This is a genomic window from Aquidulcibacter sp., from assembly GCF_049239865.1.
GTDB lineage: Bacteria > Pseudomonadota > Alphaproteobacteria > Caulobacterales > Aquidulcibacteraceae > Aquidulcibacter.
Genome location: NZ_JBMLTR010000182.1, coordinates 22,235 through 28,490 on the forward strand (window position 1 = coordinate 22,235; position 6,256 = coordinate 28,490).

Below are 6,256 nucleotides of genomic sequence, written 5' to 3' on the forward strand. Positions count from 1 at the left end.
AGCAAAGCATAGGAAGGAAAACGAGATGCTTAATCCTGCACTTTATGAAATTTTAGGTCTTGTCGTTGTCGGGTTGGCCCTGTTCATTTTGTTCGGCGTGTTGGTTGCGCGCCTCTATAAGCGGGCTTCAAAAGAAACGAGCTTTGTGCGTACTGGCCTCGGCGGCGAAAGTGTCGTCGTCAATGGCGGCGCGCTGGTGCTGCCTGTTCTGCATGAGATCATCCCCGTCAATATGGCGACCTTGCGTCTGGAAGTCACTCGCAACAGCGAGCAGGCCTTGATCACCAAGGACCGTATGCGCGTGGATGTTCTGGCTGAATTTTACGTCCGCGTGGCCCCAAACCGGGAAGCCATCTCGGCAGCAGCCCAAACTTTGGGTCGCCGCACCATGGCTCCGCAAGAACTGAAAGAGCTGATCGAGGGCAAGTTCGTCGACGCGCTGCGCTCGGTTGCGGCCGAACTCACCATGAATGAATTGCACGAACAACGCACCCAATTCGTCCAAAAGGTGCAACAGGCTGTGACCGAAGACCTAACCAAGAATGGGTTGGAACTTGAGACCGTGTCCTTGACCGGCTTGGACCAAACCCCGCGTGAGTTCTTCAATCCGGACAACGCGTTCGACGCCGAAGGTCTGACCAAGCTGACCGAAGAGATCGAAATGCGCCGGAAAATGCGCAACGATATTGAGACCAATACACGGGTCGAGATTGAGCGTCAGAACCTTGAGACCCAAAAGCGCTCCTTGGAAATCAAGCTGGAGGAAGAAGCTGCTACGCTCAGTCAGCAGCGCGAAATTCAGACCATGCGTGCCCAACAAGCTGCTGAAGTTGCGCTTGTGACTGCTGAGAAGTCGCGCGAGTCAGAGGCTGCAAAGATTGCGGCTGAACGCGACATCGAACAAGAGCGGATTGCCAAAGAGCAAGCCAACCGCCAGCGTCAGATTGAATCTCTGCGGGCCACCGAGACCGCGGAGTTGGAGAAGAAGCGTTCCTTGGAATTGGCCGAGCAAGATCGTCAAATCGCGATCGCCAATAAGTCTAAGGAAGAAAGCGTCGCCAAGGCCGATGCTAACAAGGCCCGTGCCATTGCAATTCGCGCGGAGGAGCAGGTGAAAACTGTCCAAGAAACCGAAGTGGCTGAACGTAATCGTGCCATCGAATTGATCGAAGCGGCGCGCTTGGCTGAACGCGACGCGATTGCGGTGAAAGTTGGGGCGGAAGCGGAAAAGATCGCTGCAACAGACCGCGCCGAAGCCGCTAAACTGATCGCCATGGGTGAGGCAGAAGCCATTGCCATCCGGGCAGAGGCAGATGCTAAGCGCTTTGCGGTGCAGGCCGAAGGCGAACGCGCGATCAATGAAGCGGCGAACGTCATGAGTGCGGAGCAAGTGGCGATGCGGATCCGCGAATCCCTGATCTCCAAACTGGATCAGATCATTGCGGCCTCGGTTGAGCCATTGAAGAATATCGACTCCATCAAAGTTGTCGATGTATCGGGCTTGGGTGGTGCCTCAGGTCCGTCCGGCGAAGTGGCTCAAGGCAATGGTAATTTGGCTGACCAAGTGGTTCAAAGTGCGATGCGCTATCGCGCCCAAGCCCCCTTGATCGACTCCATCTTGAAGGAAGTGGGTCTGGGTAATGGCGGCCCTGCTCAGATGGGCTTAGCCGGCCTGTTGCAAGATGGAGAAGTAGGTCCGGCTAAGGACGAGAAGACGACTTAAGCCAGTTATGCAGTGGCGCGCGGCAGTTCCCTTGGGTGCAAGTGCCGCGCGTCAGTCCTCTAGGGCATTGAGGGCAATTCGATTGCCCTCACTATCTTCAATCTCGGCGACAAAGCCTGCCTCGCCAATCGACTTCTTGGGATAGAGGATCTTTGCCCCTTTGGCTTTTGCCTTTTCTAAAACTGGGTCGATATCTGGCACATCGAAATAGATAATCGCGCCGGTTTTGGACGGCACATAGACATCGCCTTTTGCCAGTGCCCCACTCGCACCGGGCTTACCATCGGCACGCGGAAAGAAGGCCATGTCATAGCCGTCAATTTCTTGGCGGGTCAGCTTATGGCCCAGGACGTCCTCATAAAATTGGATCGCGCGGTCCATGTCCGTAACCGGAATTTCAAAGTGATAGACTGGGTTTTGCATCGCGGCTTTGTCCGTTGCTGAGGGTGGTCTGTTAGCTGGGCTGCACGCCGTGATGCAAAGGAGCATCCCAAGCACATACCTCTTTAGCCGATGGGCAGGCGCTGTTTGTTTCATGGGCTTGCCTTAGCATTGCTGCGCAGACGCTCAAGATGGCCACTGCGGACTCAAAGCCACTTGAGGATCACAAGGCGGTGAAACAGCTAGATTTAGACGCCCCAATTGAAAAGAGCGGCCCTGATGGGCCGCTCTTTTCGTTCAGGTACCAATTATCTGGCTTAGTTCTTTGTGCCGCGGAGTGAGCGTGAGACGCTTTTATCGCGGGTGTCGTTCCAGTTGTTGGGGTTAGCGCGAGCGGCGGCACCGGCGGCGGTGGCGTCGGAGCGTGGGACGAAGGCCCCAGTGGAGCCGATGGGGCCCATGGGGTCGCCGCCGGGGCCGAAGGCCCCTTGGCAAGCGCTAGCGCCTGGGACGCCATAGATGTTGGACATCATTTCGACGACGGCGCGTTCAACGACGGAGCGGACGGCGAGTTGGACGGGCTCTTGGCTACGGCCACCGACGCCGAGGTCGAGGGTGATGTTGTCGAGGAATTGGAAATAGCCCAGACCGACTTCACGGCCGATGATCTGCTTTTGGTACGAGATGACATCGACGACTTCGAGGGTCTTGGTGTCGATCAAGCGCAAGTCGAGACCGACATTCATGACATAGAGCTTGCCATTGACGATGCCCTTGCCATTGGTGGGGTCACGGTCGCCGATGAAGGTGTCGGTGCCGACCGAGCGGATGTTGTAGTTGAGCTCGGTGATACCGCCGATGAGATAGAAGTCAGAGCCTGGGACTTGGCCGGCGAGGATGCGGCGGAAGTCTTGGCCTTCTTCACCGATCAGACGGTTGTTGGCATATTTGAGTTCAAGCTCGGACACCGAGGTATCGAAGCGCTCCACCAGACGCGCGCCAGACTTGGCGAAGGCCGAGATGGCCATCAGGGAAGCGCCTTGAGTGACTTGGCGGCCACCTTCAAAGTCAGACTTGCCGGTATAATCCAAGATGCGACCAACCGCGACGCGGGGGCCACGGATGTTCTGGGAGCGGGCATAATTGCCCAAGCAGACCAGAGCGGCGGAATAGGGGGTTGGGTTGGCGGTGACAGGCGCATTGCCGATGGGGCGGGCATAATTGCCAGCCGGTGTGGCGGTGGGCGAGATACAGCCGGTGAGGGCGAGGGTGCCTGCGAGTGCGAGGCTGGCCCATTTAGCGCGAGCAAAGAGATGAGAAGATTGGGTCATTAGAAATCGAGCCCCCCGTTGAGCGTCTGCTGGGCGTTGTTATTGGAAGGGACAGCCGATGCCGCAGCGGTCGTGGTGTTGCCCGTTGTTGTTGAAGCGGTTTGTCCGTTGATAATGACGGTTTGGTTGCCGTTATTGATCTGTGTGGAATTGACGACCACGGTGTTGAAGCTGCCGGTGGTGTTGACGTTGAGCTGGTTGCCAATAGCGGCCCCGGTGCCGGAGAAGCCCATGCCGGAAGAACCGCTATTATAGAGGCCTAGGGGCAGAGACGATAAGTCGTCGCCAACAACGATACGGCCATCGATGATGACGCGGTTGCCGTTGAGGTCGCGGGTGCTGGCATCATAGGGGCGGTTTTGGTCGCCGGGATTGGTGCCATAGGGACGGCTGAATTCATTGGCATAGCCGGCACGGCTTTGCGCATGGGCTGGCATGGCGGCAAGCATCGCAGCGACGCTCAAAGTTGCAGCCGACAATCCAAAAGCGGCGCGGGCAAAGCGAGAGCGATCAAGCTTCACGTCAAGCTTCACTGGGCTAGTTGGATGAGCTTCCTTCATTTTCTTCGCTCCTTTAGGACGAACACTGCAATCGGGTTTGCAATGGGCGTGCCAGCTCTTTCTGGTTGTAACTTGCGGGTACTGTCGCATTCTCGTGTTTGGCGAGCCGTTTCGCGTTTTAAGCATTTTGCCCTTTTGACGTGCCGCCCAAACTACTGTTTCAATTTGGGCCAGTTTTAAGGGGGGAAGCTTTTGAAAATTGGCTTAGAATTCTTCTTTGATTGCTCTAGTCCTTGGACTTATCTCGCTTTTGTTCGACTTTTAGAGCGTGCGCCTCACTTACCCATTGATCTTATTTGGAAGCCGATCTTAGTGGGCGGAGTTTTCAACAAGGTAAACGGCGATGTTTATTCTCAGCGTGCCAACCCAAATCCAATCAAGGCTGCCTACTATCGCAAGGATCTAGCGGACTGGGCGCAGCTGGCTGGGGTGAAATTGATTTCGCCGACAGTCTTCCCTGTGCGTTCTGTTACAGCCATGCGTGGTTGTTTCTATGCGATGTCGCATGATCGTCTCGCCCCTTATGCCAAGGCCCTATTCAAAGCTTATTGGGAGCAAGATCGCGACATCGGACAAAATGAGGTCGTCGCCGCCTGTGCCGAACAAGCTGGCCTCGATGGCGAGGCGTGTCTTGCAGCGGCTGCAAGCCCGGAGGCCAAAGCCAGATTAATCGTGAATACAGAGGAACTAATCGCGCGCGGCGGTTTTGGCTCACCCACCTATTTTGTTAATCATGATGATATGTTTTTCGGCAATGATAGGCTTGAATTGGCCGAAGCAGCGATTCGACGGCTCGTGAGTGAAGGATAAGTAAGTGGTGCAAGACATGAGTCTCTATCGGGAAGGCGCTCCATCAGGCGGCCAACCTGAGTCGGTGCCACCCAACCAAGAACCAACAACATCGCCGCGAAAGCCGCGTGAGCCCATTTTCAACCAATTGCCAGTTGGTGTTGCGGTTTTGATCGGTCTCATCATTGTCGCCCACCTAGTTTTCTCATTGCTGAATCCAATGGCGCAAGCCGAAGCATTGGCTAAATTTGCCCTAAGCCCTTCATTGTTTGCAAAAGACCTCTCTGCTGGCGATTGGATGCCGGCTCTAACCATGTTGTTCGGCTATCAATTCCTGCACGGCGGCACGCTTCATATCGTGATGAATCTGGCAATGCTGTTGCAAGCTGGCCCAATTGCCGAAGCAGGCCTGCGTCGCAATCAGGGCAGCACACTTCGCTTTGTCCTCTTCTTTCTCTTATGTGGTGCTGGCGGTGGTTTGTTCTTCTGCGCCCTCAATCCGGGAGCGCAAGCTGTGACGATTGGTGCCTCCGGTGCGATTTCGGGAGTTTTTGCAGGTTTTCTCTGGGGCGCGATCGGCTTGGCCCGGCCCGGCCAGGCCATGCTGAAGCCTGTTTTGGCTTCTGCCGTTGTCTTCCTTTTGATCAATGTCGGCTTAGCAGCCTTGGCACGCGGCTTTAACTTTGTGCCGATTGCGTGGGAAAGCCATTTGGGCGGCTTCGTCGCGGGTCTAATTCTTTACCCAATTTTTGCGCGCTTAGGCCGGCCGAATACACCCGCATAGAATCAAAGCCTCATACCGACCGCTATAGGGGTAGGGCGAGATGATTCTTTCCGCCGAACCCACTTTTAAATTGCCAAGACCCATTTTCGCGCGCAACCTGCCTTTAAGCTCGGCCAAAAGAGCCGACGCTCCTGGAGGAGGGAAGGCATCATGACGATTGCGCATATCCTAAAGCGTAAAGGCACCACCATTATGGGCGTGTCTCCAGACCATAGCTTACAAGAAGCCGCCGCGATTCTAACCGACAAGCGAGTCGGAGCCCTCGTGGTGCTCGATTCTGACGGTCACTTAGAAGGAATCTTGTCGGAAAGAGATATCGTAAGGCTCTGCGCACGGTCGGGGGCTGCCGCGATGACGGCTAAAGTGGCCGATGCAATGACGAAAGATGTGCTGACTGCAGCTCCCAAAGACAAAGTGGATAGCGCTCTGGCCCGTATGACCGACAGGCGGATTCGACATTTGCCTGTTTTAGACGGGCAAAACCTTGTTGGGGTGGTGTCCATCGGTGATTTGGTGAAAGCCAAAATAGATGAAGCACTACAAGAAGCAGATGCCATGCGGGCTTATATTGCAACGGGTTGAAGCCAAAACTCCGCAAAAAGAGGCGAAAATGGCCTAAAAACCCCCTAAAAGCGCCCGCCATGCGAATCCGCCTTGGGGGCATGCTGCAACGCACTGCAGCTCACCT

7 protein-coding genes are annotated in these 6,256 nt (G+C 55.6%); 4 read left to right on the forward strand and 3 right to left on the reverse strand.

Annotation, left to right across the window (positions count from 1 at the left end; all coding sequences use genetic code 11):
- The first annotated feature begins 25 nt into the window (after positions 1–25).
- On the forward strand, positions 26–1,723 hold the full coding sequence (locus ACOVRA_RS13195) for a flotillin family protein (protein WP_421720706.1): 1,698 nt from the start codon (positions 26–28) through the stop codon (positions 1,721–1,723).
- A 51-nt stretch (positions 1,724–1,774) separates the two neighbouring features.
- On the opposite strand, the gene ACOVRA_RS13200 is transcribed toward ACOVRA_RS13195, so the two are convergent.
- The 3 genes from ACOVRA_RS13200 to hfaA all read right to left on the reverse strand — a co-directional run bounded on the left by ACOVRA_RS13200 (position 1,775) and on the right by hfaA (position 3,995).
- The gene (locus tag ACOVRA_RS13200; RefSeq protein ID WP_421720707.1) at positions 1,775–2,146 is read right to left on the reverse strand and encodes a VOC family protein; all 372 of its coding nucleotides are present in this window, start codon (positions 2,144–2,146) and stop codon (positions 1,775–1,777) included.
- 275 nt (positions 2,147–2,421) lie between these two features.
- Positions 2,422–3,435, reverse strand: coding sequence for a holdfast anchoring protein HfaB (gene hfaB / locus ACOVRA_RS13205; RefSeq protein WP_421720708.1), 1,014 nt, complete (start codon positions 3,433–3,435; stop codon positions 2,422–2,424).
- Positions 3,435–3,995 carry a holdfast anchoring protein HfaA gene (gene hfaA, locus ACOVRA_RS13210; RefSeq protein WP_290807334.1) on the reverse strand — a complete coding sequence of 187 codons (561 nt, stop codon included), beginning with the start codon at positions 3,993–3,995 and terminating at the stop codon, positions 3,435–3,437. The genes hfaB and hfaA overlap by 1 nt, the downstream gene beginning before the upstream one ends.
- A gap of 192 nt (positions 3,996–4,187) precedes the next feature.
- Here hfaA and ACOVRA_RS13215 point away from each other — a divergent pair, with 192 nt between their 5' ends.
- From ACOVRA_RS13215 to ACOVRA_RS13225, 3 genes are all read left to right on the forward strand, one after another.
- Positions 4,188–4,805 carry a 2-hydroxychromene-2-carboxylate isomerase gene (locus tag ACOVRA_RS13215; protein WP_421720709.1) on the forward strand — a complete coding sequence of 206 codons (618 nt, stop codon included), beginning with the start codon at positions 4,188–4,190 and terminating at the stop codon, positions 4,803–4,805.
- 16 nt (positions 4,806–4,821) lie between these two features.
- Positions 4,822–5,568, forward strand: coding sequence for a rhomboid family intramembrane serine protease (locus tag ACOVRA_RS13220; protein ID WP_421720710.1), 747 nt, complete (start codon positions 4,822–4,824; stop codon positions 5,566–5,568).
- Between the two features lie 150 nt (positions 5,569–5,718).
- Positions 5,719–6,150 (forward strand): CBS domain-containing protein, encoded by a 432-nt coding sequence (locus tag ACOVRA_RS13225; protein ID WP_421720711.1) that lies wholly within the window; start codon positions 5,719–5,721, stop codon positions 6,148–6,150.
- Positions 6,151–6,256: the final 106 nt, after the last annotated feature.

What these genes read in the sequence shown, in the direction of transcription:
- ACOVRA_RS13200 (WP_421720707.1), bottom strand. Translation starts at nt 2,146, where the DNA reads ATGCAAAACCCAGTCTATCACTTTGAAATTCCGGTTACGGACATGGAC.
- hfaB (WP_421720708.1), bottom strand. Translation starts at nt 3,435, where the DNA reads ATGACCCAATCTTCTCATCTCTTTGCTCGCGCTAAATGGGCCAGCCTC.
- ACOVRA_RS13225 (WP_421720711.1), top strand. Translation starts at nt 5,719, where the DNA reads ATGACGATTGCGCATATCCTAAAGCGTAAAGGCACCACCATTATGGGC.
- hfaA (WP_290807334.1), bottom strand. Translation starts at nt 3,995, where the DNA reads ATGAAGGAAGCTCATCCAACTAGCCCAGTGAAGCTTGACGTGAAGCTT.
- ACOVRA_RS13220 (WP_421720710.1), top strand. Translation starts at nt 4,822, where the DNA reads ATGAGTCTCTATCGGGAAGGCGCTCCATCAGGCGGCCAACCTGAGTCG.
- ACOVRA_RS13195 (WP_421720706.1), top strand. Translation starts at nt 26, where the DNA reads ATGCTTAATCCTGCACTTTATGAAATTTTAGGTCTTGTCGTTGTCGGG.